This window comes from Veillonellaceae bacterium (assembly GCA_025992895.1).
Classification (GTDB): Bacteria; Bacillota; Negativicutes; order Veillonellales; family Dialisteraceae; genus Dialister.
The window spans coordinates 2,067,889-2,086,577 of record DAJPGA010000001.1 but is presented as its reverse complement, the minus strand read 5'-3'; the positions used below and the strand labels follow the sequence as shown (position 1 = coordinate 2,086,577).

The 18,689-nt window shown below is 52.8% G+C and carries 18 protein-coding genes; all 18 read left to right on the top strand.

Annotated features, from left to right (window positions below):
- The first annotated feature begins 41 nt into the window (after positions 1-41).
- The 18 genes from OIM03_09380 to OIM03_09295 all read left to right on the top strand — a co-directional run bounded on the left by OIM03_09380 (position 42) and on the right by OIM03_09295 (position 18,665).
- Complete coding sequence (locus OIM03_09380; GenBank protein ID HJI74460.1) at positions 42-989, top strand: TIGR01212 family radical SAM protein; 948 nt, start codon at positions 42-44, stop codon at positions 987-989.
- Positions 990-1,022: 33 nt separating this feature from the next.
- A complete protein-coding gene (locus OIM03_09375; GenBank protein ID HJI74459.1) occupies positions 1,023-2,042 on the top strand; it encodes a PhoH family protein in 1,020 nt (339 codons plus the stop codon).
- 15 nt (positions 2,043-2,057) lie between these two features.
- Complete coding sequence (gene ybeY, locus OIM03_09370; GenBank protein HJI74458.1) at positions 2,058-2,558, top strand: rRNA maturation RNase YbeY; 501 nt, start codon at positions 2,058-2,060, stop codon at positions 2,556-2,558.
- Positions 2,539-2,970, top strand: coding sequence for a cytidine deaminase (locus tag OIM03_09365; protein HJI74457.1), 432 nt, complete (start codon positions 2,539-2,541; stop codon positions 2,968-2,970). The genes ybeY and OIM03_09365 overlap by 20 nt, the downstream gene beginning before the upstream one ends.
- Complete coding sequence (era, locus tag OIM03_09360) at positions 2,967-3,872, top strand: GTPase Era (GenBank protein ID HJI74456.1); 906 nt, start codon at positions 2,967-2,969, stop codon at positions 3,870-3,872. Before OIM03_09365 ends, era begins: the two co-directional genes overlap by 4 nt.
- A 61-nt stretch (positions 3,873-3,933) precedes the next feature.
- Positions 3,934-5,274, top strand: coding sequence for a hemolysin family protein (locus OIM03_09355; protein HJI74455.1), 1,341 nt, complete (start codon positions 3,934-3,936; stop codon positions 5,272-5,274).
- The gene (locus OIM03_09350) at positions 5,264-5,926 is read left to right on the top strand and encodes a recombination protein O N-terminal domain-containing protein (GenBank protein HJI74454.1); all 663 of its coding nucleotides are present in this window, start codon (positions 5,264-5,266) and stop codon (positions 5,924-5,926) included. The genes OIM03_09355 and OIM03_09350 overlap by 11 nt, the downstream gene beginning before the upstream one ends.
- 221 nt (positions 5,927-6,147) lie before the next feature.
- Entirely contained in the window at positions 6,148-7,410 is a 1,263-nt protein-coding gene (sstT, locus tag OIM03_09345; protein ID HJI74453.1) for a serine/threonine transporter SstT, read from the top strand.
- A 335-nt stretch (positions 7,411-7,745) separates the two neighbouring features.
- Complete coding sequence (sstT, locus tag OIM03_09340; protein ID HJI74452.1) at positions 7,746-9,008, top strand: serine/threonine transporter SstT; 1,263 nt, start codon at positions 7,746-7,748, stop codon at positions 9,006-9,008.
- Positions 9,009-9,210: 202 nt separating this feature from the next.
- Positions 9,211-10,035: a UDP-2,3-diacylglucosamine diphosphatase LpxI gene (gene lpxI, locus OIM03_09335; GenBank protein ID HJI74451.1), complete on the top strand. Its 825-nt coding sequence runs from the start codon at positions 9,211-9,213 to the stop codon at positions 10,033-10,035.
- A complete protein-coding gene (lpxB, locus tag OIM03_09330) occupies positions 10,032-11,174 on the top strand; it encodes a lipid-A-disaccharide synthase (protein ID HJI74450.1) in 1,143 nt (380 codons plus the stop codon). Before lpxI ends, lpxB begins: the two co-directional genes overlap by 4 nt.
- Entirely contained in the window at positions 11,171-12,964 is a 1,794-nt protein-coding gene (locus OIM03_09325) for an ABC transporter ATP-binding protein/permease (protein HJI74449.1), read from the top strand. Before lpxB ends, OIM03_09325 begins: the two co-directional genes overlap by 4 nt.
- Entirely contained in the window at positions 12,965-14,293 is a 1,329-nt protein-coding gene (locus OIM03_09320; GenBank protein ID HJI74448.1) for a 3-deoxy-D-manno-octulosonic acid transferase, read from the top strand.
- Complete coding sequence (lpxK, locus tag OIM03_09315) at positions 14,283-15,395, top strand: tetraacyldisaccharide 4'-kinase (protein ID HJI74447.1); 1,113 nt, start codon at positions 14,283-14,285, stop codon at positions 15,393-15,395. The genes OIM03_09320 and lpxK overlap by 11 nt, the downstream gene beginning before the upstream one ends.
- Entirely contained in the window at positions 15,392-16,123 is a 732-nt protein-coding gene (gene kdsB, locus OIM03_09310; protein HJI74446.1) for a 3-deoxy-manno-octulosonate cytidylyltransferase, read from the top strand. Before lpxK ends, kdsB begins: the two co-directional genes overlap by 4 nt.
- Positions 16,120-16,965 (top strand): 3-deoxy-8-phosphooctulonate synthase, encoded by an 846-nt coding sequence (gene kdsA / locus OIM03_09305; GenBank protein ID HJI74445.1) that lies wholly within the window; start codon positions 16,120-16,122, stop codon positions 16,963-16,965. The genes kdsB and kdsA overlap by 4 nt, the downstream gene beginning before the upstream one ends.
- Before the next feature lie 213 nt (positions 16,966-17,178).
- Entirely contained in the window at positions 17,179-18,150 is a 972-nt protein-coding gene (locus OIM03_09300; GenBank protein HJI74444.1) for a KpsF/GutQ family sugar-phosphate isomerase, read from the top strand.
- Complete coding sequence (locus OIM03_09295; protein HJI74443.1) at positions 18,150-18,665, top strand: HAD-IIIA family hydrolase; 516 nt, start codon at positions 18,150-18,152, stop codon at positions 18,663-18,665. Before OIM03_09300 ends, OIM03_09295 begins: the two co-directional genes overlap by 1 nt.
- Positions 18,666-18,689 lie beyond the last annotated feature (24 nt).

The window sequence follows — 18,689 nt, the reverse complement described above, 5'->3', positions numbered from 1 at the left end:
TATAATTAAATTGATTCATTATTTTTATTTACGGAGAATGCATGGAAAGATACAATACGTATTCAGATTATTTGAAAAAGAAGTATGGAGAGAAGGTCTACAAGATCCCGATCTCGCTGCCGGTTACCTGTCCGAACAGGGACGGCAGCCTGTCAAGCGAGCCGTGCATATTCTGCGGTTCCATCGGTGCGGATTATGAGACGAAGGCTGTCGGCCTTCCGATCACGCGCCAGCTCGACAGGAGCATTGCCCATGTAGGGCCCAAGTACAAGGCGAAGAAGTTCATCGCCTATTTCCTGAATTACACGAATACGTATGCGCCGCCGGAAGATTTCCGCTCCTGGGTGGAAGAGGCGATGGCGCATCCTGACGTGGTAGGTGTCGACGTATCGACAAGGCCGGACTGCGTCAATGAAAGGTACCTTGAGATTTTAAAGGAATCATCAGAGAAGTACGGCAAGGACGTGACGGTGGAGCTGGGGCTCCAGAGCTCGAATGCGCACACGCTCCTCAAGCTTGGCCGCTGCCACACGGCGGCTGAGTATGTCGATGCCGCGCTCCGCATCGGGCGCTACGGCTTCGATCAGTGCACGCATGTCATTGCTGATCTTCCCTGGGACGACCGGGTGGATGTCATCGAGACGGCGAAGCTCATTTCCGTCCTTCCTGTGACGGAGGTGAAGATCCACTCCCTTTACATCGTGAAGGGAATTGAGCTTGCAAGGATGTATGAGAAGGGGGAAGTCACGCTTTCCTCGATGGAAGAGTACATGGAAAGGGTCGCCCTTTTCCTTGCCTACCTTCGGAAAGACATCGTCATCCAGCGGATCGTCGGAAGGGCGTCCGGCGGCAATACGCTTACGGTCAACGGCGGCTCTCCCTGGTGGGAGGTCAAGAGCCGGATCGACGAGCTTTTGGAAGAAAGAAATATCACGCAGGGCTGTCTTTGCGATTATATAGACGGCAAAGCTGTCCGGCATTTTTTATAATTTGGCATTATGGCTTATAGCCAGGGAGGTTGAATGGCCATTACGAAGGAAAGAACAGAAGAGATCGTTATAGGAGATCTGCAGGAAGCACAGCACCTTTTTGAAAGAGACAGCTCGTACCTCAAGATCATAGGGGAGCATTACGGCGCAGACATTTCCGGACGCGGCAATATGATCCGCATCAAGGGCGAAGAGGAGGCTGTGGAGAACAGTCTTCACGTCATCGCGCGCATCCGCCACATGATTGCAAGCCGCATCCGCCTTTCGGAGCGTCAGGTACGCCTTGTGATGTCGCTCATCGATCAGGGGAAGGAAAATCTCCTGCAGGAAATGGAAGACGATATCATCAATTTCACGAAGAACGGCGCGCCGATCCGCCCAAGGACGCTGGGGCAGAAGCTCTATGTGGACACGATCCGCAGGAACTCCATCACGTTCGGCATCGGGCCTGCAGGTACAGGCAAAACGTACCTCGCCGTGGCGCTGGCTGCTTTTGCTCTTCGGAATCATGACGTGCAGAGGATCATCCTCGTGCGTCCGGCAGTCGAAGCAGGGGAGAAACTCGGCTTCCTTCCGGGCGATATGCAGGAAAAGGTCAATCCCTACCTGCGTCCGCTCTTTGACGGTCTGATGGATATGTTCGGACCGGAGGAATTCACCCGCCTGCAGCAGAAGGGACAAATCGAAGTGGCGCCGCTTGCCTACATGCGCGGACGCACGCTCGAGAAGTCCTTCGTCATCCTCGATGAAGCACAGAATACGACGGTCGAGCAGATCAAGATGTTCCTGACGCGCCTGGGCTTCCGCTCGAAGATGATCGTGAACGGCGACGTGACGCAGATCGACCTGCCGCCGAATGTCAAAAGCGGTCTCATCGATGCAGAGCGCGTGCTGAAGGACGTGAAGGATATAGGTCATGTCCATTTCAGCGAAGATGATGTCGTGCGCCATGACCTGGTCGCAGCGATCATCCATGCCTATGAAGAGGATGCCAAACACAGGAACAAGAACGGATCCCATAAAGGGGAACGGAAAGAAAACAAGGAAGGCTGAACGGAGGAACCGGAGATGGAAATCACCATTAATTACAGCGATATGAAATTTTACAGCGAAGATCTGGAGAAACTGATCCGCATGGTACTGACGGAAGGCGCCAGGCAGCAGAAGGTGGCAGAAGATGCTGAAATCAGCGTGCTCATCTGCGATGCAGACACGATCCATGAGCTGAACCGCGATTACAGGGATGTGGATGCGCCGACGGACGTCCTTTCCTTCGCACTGAATGAAGGCGAAGACGATGTGCCGGAAGAAGAAACGGAACTGGGCGACATCGTCATCAATCTTGACCGCGCCGTCAGCCAGGCTGAGGAATACGGCCACAGCCGCGACAGGGAAGTGGCATACCTTTCCGTGCACGGTTTCCTCCATATCTTAGGCTACGATCATTATGATCCCGAGGAAAAGAAGGCCATGAGAAAGGCAGAGGAAGATATCCTCTCCGCCTGCGGCCTTTCCCGCATCATGACAGAAGGAAAGCTGGAAGCAGAACATGCCGAAGGAAGAGATTAACGAAAAGACGGCCGAAAGGCTTCTCCTTGGCGCTATGGAAGCAAGGAAGAACAGCTACTCGCCTTACTCCCTCTATCCGGTGGGCGCTGCCGTCCTGGCAGAAAGCGGCAAGGTCTATGCAGGATGCAATATGGAAAACGTATCGTATCCGGCATCTCTCTGCGCTGAAAGAAATGCAATCGGAAGCGCAGTGGCAGCCGGCGAAAGGAAATTCCTTGCCATTGCCGTCATCGGAAGCCATGACAGTTATACGATGCCCTGCGGCGTCTGCCGCCAGGTGATTGCGGAATTCAAGATACCGCTCATTATAGCCGGCCGGTCTGAAAAGGATTACCGGACATTTACGCTTGAGGGAATCCTTCCCTATGCGTTTGAAGAAGATTCATTGAAGAAAGAACAGGAGAACCCATGACAGAAAATACAGGTTTCCGTTCGGGATTTGCAGCCCTCGTAGGCCGCCCGAACGTAGGAAAGTCCACGCTTTTGAACGCGCTTCTCGGCGAGAAGGTGTCCATTGTTTCCTCCCACGCGCAGACGACACGAAATAAGATCACAGGCGTCTGGAACGGAGACAATGCGCAGGTCGTATTCCTGGATACCCCGGGCATGCACAAGCCGCAGAGCAAATTAGGAGAAGCCATCCGCCAGAGCACGATCGATGCTTTGGAAGAAGTCGATCTCATCGTCTTCCTCTGCGCCATCGACGATCCTGTGGGCGCCGACGACAGATATATCCTCTCCCTTCTGGAGAACAGGAAGGTGCCGGTCATTCTCGTCCTTTCCAAGATCGACCTCATCCCGAAGGAACAGCTTCTCCTGAAGATCGCGCAGTACAGCCGTCTTTACGATTTCGCTGACATTGTCCCGATTTCCGCAAAGACAGGCGACAACCTTGACGAGCTGATGAACACGATCAAAAAGTACCTGCCGGAAGGGCCGAAGTACTTCCCTGATGATATGGTCACCGACCAGCCGGAAAGAAATATCGCACAGGAAGTCGTCCGCGAAAAGCTCCTCATCCGCACCAGGGATGAAGTGCCGCATGCAATCGGCGTTTATTCTGAAGAATTCCGCGAAGAGGAAGACGGACGCATTTACATCCGCTGCACGATTTACGTAGAACGCCCGACACAGAAGGGCATCATCATCGGAAAGAACGGAAGCCTCCTGAAGGCGGCCAAGAAGGATGCGACAAGGGAACTGAAGAAGATCCTGGGCGCTCCGGTCGATCTCGACCTCTGGGTCAAGGTCAGCAAGGACTGGAAGAACAAGGATTACATCCTTCGCGAACTCGGCTACAAGGAACATAAGTAATAGTAATATATAAGGTAGGAAACCTTTTGTCATCAAGGGGGAATGACTTATTAGTACCAATGTGCAGTGGATAGGCATATTCCTGCTTATTGCACTGGCAGCGTCGTTTTTCAATTACAAAAGCACGCTGGTTAATTTTTCCTTTGCGCGTATGCGCAAGAAGTACATCGAGGACAATGACGAGCAGGATCCCGCGCTCATCGAAAAGGTAGCACCGTACTACCAGCATACTTCGCAGGTGCTGGGCGGCACGCAGCTTTCCTTTGTTGTGTGCGGGGCTGTTTTCGGTGTGTCCATTTTCGGCATCGACGCAGCCATCTATGAGGAATTCATTGCGGTCCTTGGCGAAGATATGGCCTGGGCGGGGGTTCTGACGGCCATCATTTTCTCAGCGCTCGCACTGGCTGCCTACTGGATCGGGACGATCCTGATCCCGGGCTCCCATGCACTTGTCGAACCGCTTCCGATTCTGGCGGGGCAGACATGGGTGATCAGCATGAACCGCCACCTTTTCCGCCCGATCGTCATGCCGGGTCTTTACCTGATCAAGAAGTTCTTCAAGTGGAGGAACATACCGCTTCGGAACGAAGTCAATTTCACGTATACAGAAGATGAAATCCGCTGTATCGTCGAGGAAAGCCACAGGAGCGGCAGGCTGAATGCCCTCGAGAATACGCTCATCAAGAATTCCTTCGATTTCTTCGATCTCATGGTCCGCGACGTCATGGTGCCGAGAAGCGACATGGTCGTTTTGAATTATGAAGATGAAATCGACGAAATGCGCCGCACGATTTCCAAGGCGCACCATACCTGCTATCCGGTCTGCATGGACGACAAGGATCACATCCTGGGATTCATCCATGTGAAGGATTTCCTGGAAAGCCTTCTTCACGGCGAATTTAATGTGAAGCGGATCATGAGGGATATCCTGACGGTTCCCGAAACCATGCCGGCACCGACGCTTCTCCAGCTCATGAAGAATACAAGGACGTACCTCGCTGTCGTCGTCGATGAGTACGGCAGCACGTCAGGCCTTGCGACGCTTGAGGACCTGATCGAGGAGCTCGTGGGAGAAATCCCGCAGGGCGCTGACCAGGCTCCCTATGAAATCATCAGGAAGGGCGAGGGTGTCTACGAATTTGACGGCACGGTCATTCTGGAAGATGTTTCCGACAGGCTGGAAATCGATCTGGCGGAAGAAGACAAGAATGCAACGATCGGCGGCTTCGTATTCTCAAGACTCGAACGCATTCCGAAAGTCGGGGACTCGATCGAGTTTGGCGGCTGGCGCTTCACGGTGCTGCGCGTGGCCGGCTTCCGCATCGTCCGTCTGAAGGCAGAGAAGATTGCGCCGCCTGAAGGGGAAGCAGAAGAAGCTCCGGAGGAAAAACATGAGGCCTGAGATCCGATCGATGGAAGGCATCGTCCTCCGCGCGGGGAAGGGCCGCGAAGGGGGAAGGCTTGTTTCTGTCTTTACAAGGGAAATGGGATTTCTCCGCCTGGGTATTTCCAGGCAGGCGCTTTCCCGCTACGGCACGGGGCTCATGCTTCCGTTTGCTCACATCCGGTTCACCGGCGCTTTCTATCCGGATTACAGCATCATGACGCAGTATGAAGGCGGACTTCTTTTCGATATGATGGCGATTCCCTATGAAGAAATGAGCGAATGGTACTATGTCATCGAGCTTGCCTCGCTTCTTTTTCCAGAAGAAGAGGCGGATGAAGAGGCTTTTGATACGCTCCTTTTGGGAGGACGCGCGGCAAAGACAAGGAACAGGAGAGTGACGGCTTTCGTGACGGCCGTCAAGCTTCTTGCCATTGCAGGCTTTGATCCTGCGCAGGAAGAACCGGCTGGCGAGCACCATCTTTCCAGCGGCGCGCTTTCGCTTCTTGCTGCTTTTCGCGATTACAGGTGGGAGAAACCTTTTGAAGGAACGATTTCCGCGTCCCTTTTCAATGAAGCGGCTGAATACCTCGATCGTTTCATCACGGAATACTGCGGACTGACTCTTCATACCGCAGGGGCTTTTTCGGATAAAAATACGAAATTCTGACAACTTTATCTGAGTCTGATGAAAGGCTGTTTCCTTGGGAGACGGCCTTTTTTTGACCGATAAAGGCTTGCTTTTCCTGAAATTGCATAGATAACTATCCAACTATGACCGTTTTTGCATATACGCATTTATAACTTGCAATATAACAAGGGTGCATATATACTAGTAGAAATAAATGGGAGAAATGGGAACTTTTTTTAATTCACAGAGGAGGAATCATATTGTTTAGCAGACTCCAGAGCACTCTTTCAAGAGTCGCACTCATCAAGCAGATTGCAGTCGGTCTTGTCATCGGCATCCTGATTGCAGTCTTCGCGCCGGGAGCTATTCCGGCCGTATCCATCCTCGGCGACCTGTTCGTCAAGGCATTAAAGGGCGTCGCTCCTGTTCTCGTTTTCTTCCTTGTCATGAACGCCATGGCACAGCGTAAGGAAAATGCAGAAGGAAGCATGAAGCCAGTCGTTATGTTGTACATCGCCGGTACATTCTGTGCGTCTCTCGTAGGCGTTACTATGTCCTTCCTCTTCCCGACCACGCTGACTCTCCAGGTCGCACCGGACACGCAGCTGGCTCCGCCAAGCGGCATCATCCAGGTCCTTCACAACCTGATCCTGTCCGTCGTCGATAACCCGGTTTCAGCGCTCATGAATGCAAACTACATCGGTATTCTTGCATGGGCCATCATTTTCGGCATCGCACTGAAGAATATGGGAAGCGGAACAACAAAGACCTGCCTCAATGATATTGCAGCAGCTATTACGAAAGTGGTCACCTGGGTCATCCACTTCGCACCGCTCGGCATTCTGGGTCTCGTCGCTGAATCTGTCGGCACTGCAGGCCTTGGAGCACTCATCGGTTATGTACAGCTTCTGGGCGTACTCATCGGCTCCTACTTCATCGTAGCACTCGTCATGAATCCGGCTATCGTTTTTTCCCGCCTTCATGTCAACCCGTATCCGCTCGTTCTTACGACCCTTCGTGAAAGCGGCGTATACGCATTCTTCACGAGATCTTCCGCAGCAAACATTCCTGTCAATCTGACACTTTGCCGCCGTCTTGGTCTCAATCCTGACCTTTTCACCATTTCCATCCCGCTTGGCGCTACCATCAACATGGCAGGCGCATCCATCACCATTTCCGTCCTGGCCCTGGCAGCTGCCAATACGCTGGGCATTAACGTGGATCTGCCGACAGCACTTCTTCTGTGCCTTGTCGCAACCGTCGGCGCATGCGGCGCTTCCGGCGTAGCAGGGGGCTCGCTCCTTCTGATTCCGGTTGCCTGCGCATCCTTTGGTATCGGCAACGATATTTCCATGCAGGTCGTAGGCGTAGGCTTCATCATTTCCGTACTGGAAGATGCCTGCGAAACAGCTCTCAACAGCTCCTCCGACGTTCTCTTCACAGCTACGGCTGAATTTGCAGAACGCAGGAAAGAAGGAACCTTCCACAAGGAAGACATGGTTCCGCACGATGCTGCTGAATAAAATTTAAAAGAGAAGGCTGTGACAAAATGTACAAGCATTTTGCCACAGTCTTTTTTATTGCAAAAATGACTCCTTGTTTTAGCAATAAATGTACGCTTCTTGATACAAAAGGGAGCATGGGAAAGGAAGGGGATGCTGACGGCAGATACTGGGATTATTTGTCAACTGAGAAGATGAGAGAGCCTGAAACAGATAGAAAGGTGTTTAAGTGTTTCCGAATTTGCATTTTAGTATAAAAAGCTTGCATCATTGCATGCACTGAGTGTATACTAATGAAAATAAATGAGTAAAAGGAAATCATTTATTACTTTTTTATCAAATGGGAGGAATTACAATTGTTTAGCAGAATTCAGAGCACTCTTTCAAGAGTGGCACTCATCAAGCAGATCGCCGTCGGTCTTATCATTGGCGTTCTCATCGCCATCTTTGCGCCGGGAGCCATTCCGGCCGTATCCATTTTGGGCGATCTCTTCGTCAAAGCGTTAAAGGGCATCGCGCCTGTCCTCGTTTTCTTCCTTGTCATGAACGCCATGGCTCAGCGCAAGGAAAATGCAGAAGGCAGCATGAAGCCGATCATCGCTCTTTACGCAGTCAGCACATTCTGTGCTTCTCTTGTTGGTGTCGGGATGTCCTTCCTTTTCCCGACTTCTCTGGTTCTGCAGGTGGCTCCTGAAACAAAGCTGGCTCCGCCAAGCGGCATTGTCCAGGTCCTTCACAACCTGATCCTTTCTGTCGTCGATAACCCGGTCGCTGCCCTCATGAATGCGAACTACATCGGGATTCTGGCATGGGCCATCATCTTCGGCATCGCAATGAAGAGCTGCGCAAGCGGCACGACAAAGACATGCCTCAATGATATTTCCGAAGCGATTACGAAAGTGGTCACCTGGGTCATCCACTGCGCTCCCTTCGGCATCATGGGCCTTGTTGCTGATTCCGTAGGAACTGCCGGCATCGGAGCTCTCCTTGGCTATGTACAGCTCCTTGCCGTACTGGTTGCTTCTTACTTCCTTGTTGCTCTTGTCATGAACCCGGCTATTGTTTTCTCCCGTATTCATATGAATCCGTATCCGCTCGTTCTTTCCACACTTCGTGAAAGCGGCGTGTATGCCTTCTTCACAAGATCCTCTGCGGCCAACATTCCGGTCAACCTGTCCCTGTGCCGCCGTCTCGGCCTCAACCCGGATCTTTTCACGATTTCCATTCCGCTCGGCGCTACCATCAACATGGCAGGCGCATCCATCACGATTTCCGTCCTGTCCCTGGCAGCTGCCCACACACTGGGAATTGCCATCGACCTTCCGACTGCGTTCCTGCTCTGCATTGTCTCCACAATCGGCGCATGCGGTACATCCGGCGTAGCAGGGGGCTCGCTCCTTCTGATTCCGGTTGCCTGTGCATCGTTTGGTATTGGCAATGATATCTCGATGCAGGTCGTCGGCGTAGGCTTCATCATTTCCGTACTGGAAGATGCCTGCGAAACAGCACTCAACAGTTCTTCCGACGTTCTATTCACCGCTACGGCTGAATTTGCAGAACGCAGGAAGGAAGGCATCCTCCGCAAGGAAGACCTCGTTCCAAAGCATGATGAAGATTGATTTTTGAAAGAGACTGCGAGAAATGCATGATCATTTCTCCGCAGTCTTTTTTGTTGGAATTGATGCCGGCATTTTCTTTTTAAAAATGGTATAATCTATCGTACGGCTTTTTCGGAATCTTTCCGGAAATCTCAACGCGTTTAATGCTAAAAATTGCAAAAAATGGTAGAATAAAAAGAACTGTAATTTACCGGAGGATATTATGGAAAAGATCGGTCTCTTGGCCGGCGTCGGAACACTTCCCGTCGAGTTCGCAGAAGCTGTCCGTTCGCAGGGCTATGAAGTCGTTTGCGTCGCGGTCATCCCCGGGATAGATCCGCGGCTGAAGGAAATTGCCAATGTCTATTACGACATCAGCGCCTTCAAACTGAATAAAATCATCAAGACGCTTGTGAAAGAAAATGTCAAGGAAGTCACCATGATCGGCAAAGTGACGAAGGAATGGCTCTACAAGGATCATGTCCTTCCCGATCTTCGCGCCATCAAGGTGCTGAACCGTTTAAGAAAGGCCAATTTCAAGGACGATACGATCACGCTGGCCATCGTGGAAGAGCTTGCCAAGGACGGGATTTCCGTTCTTGACCAGACAAAGTATCTGAAGCCCTTAATGCCCGGCCCGCAGGTTTTCACAAAGAAGAAACCGACGGAAGAGCAGATGGCGGACGTCGCTTTCGGATTCAAGGCAGCCAAGGCTATCGGCGCCATGGATCTGGGACAGACGGTCGTCGTCAAGAACTGCGCCGTCATGGCTGTCGAGGCCATCGAGGGAACCGATGCCTGCATCAAGAGAGGCGGGGCGCTTGCCAGGGGCGGTGCTGTCGTCGTCAAGACGGCCAAACCGAATCAGGATACCCGTTTCGATATGCCGGCCATCGGTCTTCAGACGCTCCGTTCGATGGAGGAGAGCGGCTGCGCAGTACTAGCCATCGAAGCGTATCACACGCTATTCGCCGAGAAGGATGAAGTGCTCAAGGAAGCCAATAACAAAGGCATCGTCATTCTTGCGGCAGAACAGGACAGCTTATGAAAATCATGATGTCAGCCGGGGAAGCTTCCGGCGATCTGCACGGCGGCGCTCTTGCGGCCGAGCTCAAGAAACTCAGGCCGGATATTGAACTTTTCGGCATGGGCGGCAGCGATATGCAAAAGAGCGGCGTACGGATCATTTATGACATTAACAATCTGGGAATCATCGGCGTGGTGGAAGTCATCAAGCACATTCCCTTCTTTTTCCGCCTGCGCGACACATTGAAGCAGGCCATGATCGATGAGAAGCCGGATGCGCTTGTCTGCATCGATTATCCGGGATTCAATATGCGCCTGGCCCATGTGGCCAAGGAGCTCGGGATCCCTGTCATTTACTATATTGCTCCGACAATCTGGGCATGGAACAAGGGAAGGGCGAAGAAAATCGTCCGCGATGTGGCAGCTGTCGCATCCATTTTCCCGTTCGAAGCCAAAGCATACAAGGAAGCCGGCGCGAATGTCACCTTCGTAGGCCATCCTTTGGCGGATACAGTGAAGCCGACGATGCCAAGGGAAAAAGCGCTGGAGTATTTCCGCGCCGATCCTGACAAGAAGCACATCCTTCTTATGCCGGGAAGCCGCGGCAACGAGGTCAGGGGACTTCTCTCCACGATGCTTGATGCGGCAAGGGAAATCAATAAGAAGGCGCCGAGCCAGTTCTTCATTCCCCGCGCAAGCACGATTTCCTTAAGCCTTCTTCATTCGATCATCGGGCATAATCCCGGAATTGACATTGAAATCACTGAAGGCGCGCGCTATGACCTCATGGGCATGTGCGATGCATGCATTGCTTCCTCCGGGACGGCAACGCTTGAGACAGCCCTGATGGAGCTTCCGACGGTTCTTGTATACCGCCTCGCTCCATTTACCTGGTTCCTGGCCAAGCACCTGGTCCATGTGAAGTATGCGGGCCTTCCGAATCTTCTCCTGCAGCGGGAAGTGACGCCCGAGCTTCTGCAGGATGAGGTGACGCCGGATCATATTTCCTCCCTGGTCCTTCCGTGGCTCCTGAATCCCGCGGCCAGGGAAGCGAATGTAGAAGAGCTGCGCGATGTAAGGAAAGCGCTCGGCAATGGCGGCGCCGTCAGGAACGTGGCCAGTCTCGTATTAAAAACAGCAGGAGATCAGGAAATTACATGAATAATACCAAGAAAAGCAAACTGAACAGCTACAAGAGGCTTCTGACTTATCTCTGGCCTTACTGGAAGCTGCTTCTCGTATCCGTGGTCTTCATGATCATAGTATCCCTGTCGAACCTTGTGGTCCCGTGGATCATCAAGGATGTCATCGATAAGGTGCTCGAAAGCAAGGACCTCCGGATGCTTTACATCATTATCGTCGCCATCATGGGCACATTCTTCATCCGCGCCCTGACGACATTCGGCCACCGCTACCTCATGGGGTATATCGGGCAGGCCGTCATCATGGACCTCAGAAACGCTCTGTACCATCACCTGCAGAAGCTGTCGATCGCTTACTACGACCGCAGAAGGACGGGCGATATCATGAGTAATCTGACGAATGATATTTCCGCTCTCCAGACAGCCATCGTCGATAACTTCATCCAGATGGTGCAGGAAGGTGCCATCTTCATCGGGTCCTTTGCCTCCATGATTTACCTCCAGTGGAAACTGACGATCCTCTGCCTTGTCATCGTTCCGCTCGTATCCCTCACCATCAAGTTCTTCGGCTCCAAGCTCCACACGAGCGGCCGTTCCGTACAGGAAAGACTGGCTGACGTGACGAGCATGCTGCAGGAAACAATCCAGGGCGTACGTATCGTAAGAAGCTTCAACCGCGGCGACTTTGAAGAAGGCCGTTTCCGCGAAATCAACAAGAGCAGCTTCAAGGCGACTGTCCGTGCAATCCGCCAGCAGAGCCAGATGACACCGCTCGTTGAATTCCTTTCTGCGATTGCAGTCTGCGCCATCATCTGGTACGGCGGCGTCTCCGTCATCGACGGCGTCATGACCACCGGCGAACTGATTGCATTCCTGATTTATGCCATCAATCTGGCCAACCCGACAAGAAGACTGGCAGAAAGCTTCGGCAACATCCAGAAATCCCTGGCAGCTGCTGACCGTGTCTTTGCCATCCTTGACGAAAAGCCGGAAGTGCAGGACCGCCCTGGCGCAAAGCCGCTCGTCGTGACCGAAGGCCGCGTCGAAGCACGCCACGTGCAGTTTGCTTATGAGAAAGACAATCCGGTTCTGACGGATCTTAATTTCGTCGCTGAACCAGGACAGACAATTGCTGTCGTAGGCCCCTCGGGCGCCGGCAAGACGACGATTGCAAACCTTCTTCCCCGTTTCTACGACGTAACAGGCGGCGCCATCCTGATCGACGGCGTCGATATCCGTGATGTGACCGTCGGTTCCCTTCGCGACAATATCGGCCTTGTGCCGCAGGATACGCTTCTTTTCAATACGACGATCAAGGACAACGTCCTCTACGGACGCCTCGATGCATCGGATGAAGACGTATGGGCTGCGGTCAGAGCTGCTAATGCTGAGAAATTCATCAAAGGACTGCCGCGCGGCATCGAAACGAAGGTCGGCGACAGAGGCCTCGTCCTCTCCGGCGGCCAGCGCCAGCGAATCGCCATTGCGCGCGCCATCCTGAAAGACCCGAAGATCCTCATCCTCGATGAAGCGACATCCGCTCTCGATACAGAAAGCGAGAAGATCGTGCAGGATGCGCTCGATAAACTGATGGTAGGAAGAACATCCTTCGTTATCGCGCACAGGCTCTCCACCATCAAGAATGCGGACCAGATCCTGGTTCTCCATGACGGTGTCATCGCCGAAAAGGGCACGCATGATGAACTGATGGCCAAGGGCGGGCTGTATTATGAACTGTATACCATGTCTGCGAAAGTGGCGGAAGCCGAGCAGATTGAAAAAGAAGCTGAAAGCGAAGGAGAAGAATAATTGTACTGGTTTTACAACATATGCCTTGTGGCTTACTGGATTCTGCAGATTCCGATCCTGATTTACCGCCTCGTCTTTGAAGAGGGGTTCTATGACCGCCTGAAGCAGAGTGCCGGCATCATGCCGACCCCGACCCTCCAGCGGATCGCGTACCATAACGCCATCTGGGTGCATGCCGCATCCGTGGGCGAAGTGGTCGCAGCCAGCCCGATCGTCCGGGAACTGAAGAAGAAATATCCCGATGAGATGGTCGTCGTCTCCGTCGTCACGGCAACAGGCCACCGTATGGCCCGCAGGATCATTCCTGAGGCGGACGGGCATATCTTCTTCCCCTTCGACCTTCCGGTCATTACTGAACGCATCGTCAATATCGTCGATCCCAAGGCCATCATCCTCATCGAGACAGAACTCTGGCCGAATTTCCTCCGCCTGGCGTGGAGAAAGAAAATCCCGGTCATGATGATGAACGGCCGCATCAGCGGACGCTCGATGGGAAAATATGCACTGATTAAACGCTTCACGACAAGGATGCTTTTCCAGATCCAGCGTTTCTGCATGCAGTCTGCCATCGACAGGGAGCGCATCATTTCCATGGGCGCCATTCCTGAACGCGTGACGATTACAGGAAATACGAAGTATGACCAGACGTATGCGACGGTCTCCGAAGAAGAAAGAGCAGCGCTCCGCAAGGAATTCCGCTTCGACGGAAAGGGACCGATCATCGTTGCCGGCAGCACGCATGGTGGCGAGGAAGAAATCGTCGTCAAGCTCTTTGGAAAGATTTTGAAGAAGTACCCGGATGCAAGGCTCCTCCTTGCTGTCCGTGAAATCACAAGGGCGCCTTCCGTCCGTTTCATGATCAAGCATCAGGGCTATACGGTCCTTCGCCGTTCCAAGATGGGAACGGATGAGGACGACGGCACAAGCCCGCAGATCGTGATCCTCGATACGATCGGGGAACTCGGACGCCTCTACAGCCTGGCTGACGTCGTTTTCGTCGGCGGAAGCTTCGTCAAGGTCGGCGGCCACAATATCCTTGAACCGGCAGCGCACGGCAAGCCCGTCGTCGTCGGACCGAACATGTTCAATTTCCAGGAAATCTTCGAGCTTCTCTCCAGCCGCGGCGTGTGCCTGATGGCGCATAATGAGGCTGAATTTGAGAAGATCATGTTTGATCTCCTTGATCATCCTGAAACAATCAAGAAAATGGGCGAGGCGGCTCTTGAAGTCGTCAGCGAAAACCAGGGAGCGACGGACAGGAATATCAAAGCCTTCGCTGAACTGATTGAATCATCCGGCGTTAAGCTGGGAGGACGGCATGAGTCTTGAGACCTATGTAACGAATCTCATGAAAGAAAGAAATCCGAAGGGATTTGATGCGGCATTTGCCGGCTTTCTTTCACTTCTTGAAAAGCTGTACTTAAGGGGCGTCAGGAAAAGGCGCGCCAGAGAAACGGCCAATGCGGCCGAGGCAGGGATCCCCGTCATCAGTGTCGGCAATGTTACGGCCGGCGGTACGGGAAAGACGCCCTGCATTCTGATGATTGCCGAGCTCCTTCTCAAGGAAGGAAAGAAGCCTGCCATCATCAGCCGCGGCTACAAGAGCGGGCTTGAGAAAAAGGGCGGCGTCGTATCTGACGGAAAGTCCATTCTCGTCAGCCAGAAGGAAGCAGGGGATGAGCCGTACATGATGGCACTCCGCCTTCCGACGGTTCCCGTCCTTGTCGGAAAAGACAGGAAGGTGTCCGCGAAAAAGGCTGTGGCCCTTGGCGCCGACGTCCTTCTTCTTGACGACGGCTTCCAGTACTGGGGCCTTGACCGCGACCGCGACATCGTCCTTATCGATTGCATGAATCCATTCGGCTACTTCCATGCGCTTCCAAGAGGCCTCCTCCGGGAACCTTTGACAGCGCTGGGAAGGGCATCGCTTTTCCTTCTGACGAAGAGCGACAAGGCAGGCGATGAAGAAAAACTGAAAATCAAAAGAGTGCTCCGCCATTACGGCAGGACCACTCCCATCCTTGAGGCGGCGCACAGCCCGTCCAAAATCGTGCCGTATGAAACGTGGAGAAAGCGCATCCATGAAGGAGAGCTCTCTGCCGTTTCCGGAAAGAAAGCATTCCTTGTTTCCGGCATAGGAAACCCGGCCTCCTTTGCGGAGACTGCCTCTGAAGCCGGCCTTGTAAAAACGGGTGACATGTCATTTCCCGATCACCACGCCTACACGGATGAAGATGTAAGAAAAGCCACCAAAGAGGCAGAAAAGTCCGGCGCGGATCTCATCGCTGTCACGGAAAAAGATGCCGTGAAGCTCATGAACCTTGAAAGCGTCAGGAATTCGAAAATGCCTTTCTATGTGCTTGAAATAGAGATGACCATCAAAGGCCATCAAGAAGAAATATTGGAAGAACAGTGGGAGGAACTACTATGAAAATCGCATGCATTATTCCGTCCCGGTACGCCTCTACCCGTCTTCCGGGCAAGCCGCTCCGCATGATTGCCGGAGAGACGCTCGTGCACCGTGTGTATGAAAGAGCCGTCCTGGCAAAACTGCCAGACATCGTTATCGTTGCGACGGATAATGAAAAAATAGAAAGTGAAGTGAAGGGCTTCGGCGGGCGCGTCATGATGACATCTCCGGATCATCCGACCGGAACTGACCGCCTGGCAGAAGTCGCTGCTTCGCTTCCTGATTACGATATCGTCGTCAATGTGCAGGGAGATGAACCCTTCATCGATCCTGATGTTATTGACAGCCTTGCCAAGATGCTCGCTGAAAGAGATGACCTTGACATGACGACGGCTGCTGCTCCTCTCAAGGAAGATGAGTATGATGATCCTTCCGCCGTGAAGGTCGTCGTGAATCAGAAAGGGGAAGCGCTCTATTTCTCACGCTCCCTCATCCCGTATCCGAGAAATGAATTTTCCGTGCCGCCTTTGAAGCATGTCGGGATTTATGCGTACCGGAGGGATTTCCTTCTTGCTTATGCAGGGATGAAGCAGACGCCTCTGGAAAAGACAGAATCCTTAGAACAGCTCCGCGCGCTGGAAATGGGTTACAAAATCGGAGTCATCCGTATCGATTCCGAAGACATCGGCATTGATACAGAAGAAGACTTAAAGAAAGCAAACCGCTTATTCGAAAGGAGCCACCAATGAAAACCATTCAAGTAGGAAATCTGACCATTGACGGAAGCAAGCTTTTCCTGATCGCAGGTCCCTGCGTCATTGAAGGATATGACCGCACACTGATGATCGGCCGTGAAATCAAGAAGATCTGTGAACGCCTCGGCGTCCAGTACATTTTCAAAGCCTCTTATGACAAGGCAAACCGTTCCTCCTTCAATTCCTTCCGCGGACCGGGTCTCGACAAGGGACTTGAAATCCTCGCATCTATCAAGAAGGAACTGCAGGTGCCGGTTCTCTCCGACGTCCATGACGTCACCCAGCTTGAGAAAGCGTCCAAGGTCCTGGACATGATCCAGATCCCGGCATTCCTCTGCCGCCAGACAGACCTTGTTTACGGCGCAGCCAAGACAGGCGTGCCGGTCAACGTGAAGAAGGGCCAGTTCATGGCACCGGAAGACATGAAGAATGTCATTGAAAAAATGGAAGAAGCAGGCAACCCGAACCTTGCTGTCACCGAACGCGGTGCCTCCTTCGGCTACCACAACCTTGTCGTCGACATGCGTTCCTTCCCGATCATGAGAAGCTTCGGCTATCCGGTCATTTTCGATGCCACCCACAGCGTACAGCTTCCTGGCGGCATGGGCGGATCCACCAGCGGCCAGCGCGAATTCATTCCGTACCTGGCAAGAGCCGCTGCCGCATCCGGCGTAGACGGCTTCTTCATGGAAGTCCATGACAATCCGCCGGAAGGTCTCTCTGATTCCTCCAACATGCTTTACCTGTCCTCCCTTGAAGGCCTCCTGAAGGACCTCATTGCGATCAATGACATCGTAAAACATGACAAGGAAGAGAAACTCGTTCCGGAAAAATAAGGGATACGGTCCCAAAAGAAACTCTGTGCGGGCGTCATTCTCCCGCACAGCTTTTCTGTTCCTTGGAGAAAAGAAGCGTGGATCTGTGCATGATTTTCTATAGGATTCATTAAGTATTTCAAGTGAAATTATTGTATAATAAATATGATTCGGCAGAGTGGATGAATCATTCCCTGTCAGAAGTTCCGGGTCATCAAGAAAACGGGAGGCTGTATGTCAGTAATAGAGACGGCGTCGCGGGTCCTTCGGGATGAAGCGGCGGCAGTAGAATCTTTAGTCAATAAATTGGACGGTCAGTTTGAAAAGGCAGTCCGTATGATCGACGAGTCCAAGGGGCGCGTGGTTTTGACAGGCATGGGGAAATCGGGCCATATCGCCCGCAAGGTAGCTGCCACGATGGCAAGCACCGGCACGCCTGCCTTCTTCCTGCATCCGGCAGAAGGCATCCACGGGGACCTTGGCATGGTCACATCAGAAGATGTCGTCATTGCCTATTCAAACAGCGGGGAAACGATGGAGATATTGAATATTCTCCCGTCCCTGAAACGAATCGGGCCAAAACTCATTGCCGTCGTCGGCAAGACGAATTCCACGCTTGCCAAGAATGCAGATGCTGTCCTTGATGCAGGCGTTGAAAAGGAAGCAGACTCTCTGGGCCTTGCTCCGACAAGCTCGACGACTGCTGCTCTTGCCCTTGGCGATGCGCTGGCTGTATGCCTGATGGAAAACCGCCATTTCACGGCTGACAAGTTTGCCATTTTCCATCCGGGCGGCTCGCTTGGGAAGAAGCTTCTCATGACAGTCGAGATGGTCATGCACAAGGGAGAGTACAATCCTGTCGTGCAGGAAAAGGCATCGGTCAAAGATGCGCTCTTCGTCATGACGTCCAAGGGTCTCGGCGCCGTTTCCGTCATCAATGCGGAAGGGTGCCTGATCGGCCTTATGACCGACGGAGATGTCAGACGCGGCCTTGAAAGGGGCACGGATTTCCTGACAGTCCATCTCTCGGACGTCATGACACAGGATCCGATTGTCATCACATCCGGACGTCTGGCTGCTGAAGCACTTCATATCATGGAAAATCACAAGCCCCATCCGATCACTGTTCTTCCTGTCGTTGACGGGGACGGACGCGCGACCGGCATGGTGCATATCACCGACCTCATGAAACAGGGGGTCGTCTGATGAAAAATGCGGATAAAATAAAACTGTTTGCTTTCGACGTCGACGGTACGCTGACAAACGGGACGCTGGTCCTTGGGCCTGACGGGGAAGCATACAAGTTCTTCAACGTCAAGGACGGTCTGGCCTTGAGCCTTGCCCACAGGATGGGCTACAAGACAGGCTTCATCACCGGAAGGTCTTCGAAGATCGTGGGCGCCCGCGCAAGGGAGCTCCATGCGGACTTCGTCCTGACCGGCGTTGAAAACAAGATTGAAGCACTGGAAGGCTTGCTGAAAGAATACGGACTTTCCTGGGAAGAAGCCGCTTACATGGGAGACGATCTGAATGATCTTCCTCTCCTTGAAAAGGTCGGCGTCTCGGGATGTCCTGAAAATGCCTGTGACGAAAACAGGGATGCTGCGGATTTCATTTCCCATTTCAAAGGCGAGGAAGGCGCAGCCCGCGAATTCGTCGAACATATTTTGAAAGCCCAGGGACGCTGGGATGAAGCGGTCGATTCCTTCAGACATGACTGAGGGGACCGCTGTATTTTGAATCAT

Bases quoted from the DNA above. Each gene is read 5' to 3' on its own strand.
- OIM03_09380 (HJI74460.1), top strand. From the start codon at position 42: ATGGAAAGATACAATACGTATTCAGATTATTTGAAAAAGAAGTATGGA.
- OIM03_09375 (HJI74459.1), top strand. From the start codon at position 1,023: ATGGCCATTACGAAGGAAAGAACAGAAGAGATCGTTATAGGAGATCTG.
- ybeY (HJI74458.1), top strand. From the start codon at position 2,058: ATGGAAATCACCATTAATTACAGCGATATGAAATTTTACAGCGAAGAT.
- OIM03_09365 (HJI74457.1), top strand. From the start codon at position 2,539: ATGCCGAAGGAAGAGATTAACGAAAAGACGGCCGAAAGGCTTCTCCTT.
- era (HJI74456.1), top strand. From the start codon at position 2,967: ATGACAGAAAATACAGGTTTCCGTTCGGGATTTGCAGCCCTCGTAGGC.
- OIM03_09350 (HJI74454.1), top strand. From the start codon at position 5,264: ATGAGGCCTGAGATCCGATCGATGGAAGGCATCGTCCTCCGCGCGGGG.
- lpxI (HJI74451.1), top strand. From the start codon at position 9,211: ATGGAAAAGATCGGTCTCTTGGCCGGCGTCGGAACACTTCCCGTCGAG.
- lpxB (HJI74450.1), top strand. From the start codon at position 10,032: ATGAAAATCATGATGTCAGCCGGGGAAGCTTCCGGCGATCTGCACGGC.
- OIM03_09325 (HJI74449.1), top strand. From the start codon at position 11,171: ATGAATAATACCAAGAAAAGCAAACTGAACAGCTACAAGAGGCTTCTG.
- lpxK (HJI74447.1), top strand. From the start codon at position 14,283: ATGAGTCTTGAGACCTATGTAACGAATCTCATGAAAGAAAGAAATCCG.
- kdsB (HJI74446.1), top strand. From the start codon at position 15,392: ATGAAAATCGCATGCATTATTCCGTCCCGGTACGCCTCTACCCGTCTT.
- kdsA (HJI74445.1), top strand. From the start codon at position 16,120: ATGAAAACCATTCAAGTAGGAAATCTGACCATTGACGGAAGCAAGCTT.
- OIM03_09300 (HJI74444.1), top strand. From the start codon at position 17,179: ATGTCAGTAATAGAGACGGCGTCGCGGGTCCTTCGGGATGAAGCGGCG.
- OIM03_09295 (HJI74443.1), top strand. From the start codon at position 18,150: ATGAAAAATGCGGATAAAATAAAACTGTTTGCTTTCGACGTCGACGGT.